Raw genomic sequence first — 547 nt, 5'->3', positions numbered from 1 at the left:
ATCGTGTTGATAAAATTCCGAGAAATGAACGTTCCGTTGAACCTAAGTTTCGAAATATATTTTCTCGAGTCTTCCGACAGCACAGTGAAATGGAAGCTGAACGGCTTTTTATTGTAGGAACAGGGCTTACGACTCCTAAAATAGAAGAAGTTGTAAATACATGGCCAAAACCTTGGCTTTTTGCAAGGGTCTTTCTTATTGCGCTTGTCGCATACTTAGGCCTATATTTAGGCGTAAGTTTGTTCGAAAACATCAACTTCATACCAGGTCTTATTGTAGTCGGTGCTTTTGCAGTTCCATTTACTACTCTCATTTTCTTTTGGGAAATGAACGCTCCCCAGAATATTGCTATTTACAAAATTGTTTATGTCGTTTTTATTGGCGGAATCCTTTCACTTTTATTAGCACTTGTGTTTTACGATATTCTTGGAAATAACACAAACGTGATTGTAATTGGAATATGTGAGGAACTCGCTAAAGTTATCGCTGTTATTTATTTTGTGCGCAATCTTAAATATAGATATATCCTTAACGGCCTTCTTTTAGG

At 36.6% G+C, this 547-nt stretch carries 1 pseudogene; it reads left to right on the top strand.

Annotated features, from left to right (window positions below):
• Window positions 1-547, top strand: a pseudogene (locus tag AC27IT_RS28065) (PrsW family intramembrane metalloprotease); the annotation flags it as partial.

The organism is Brevibacillus sp. YAE8 (assembly GCF_057543335.1).
This window is presented reverse-complemented; position numbering and strand designations above follow the sequence as displayed.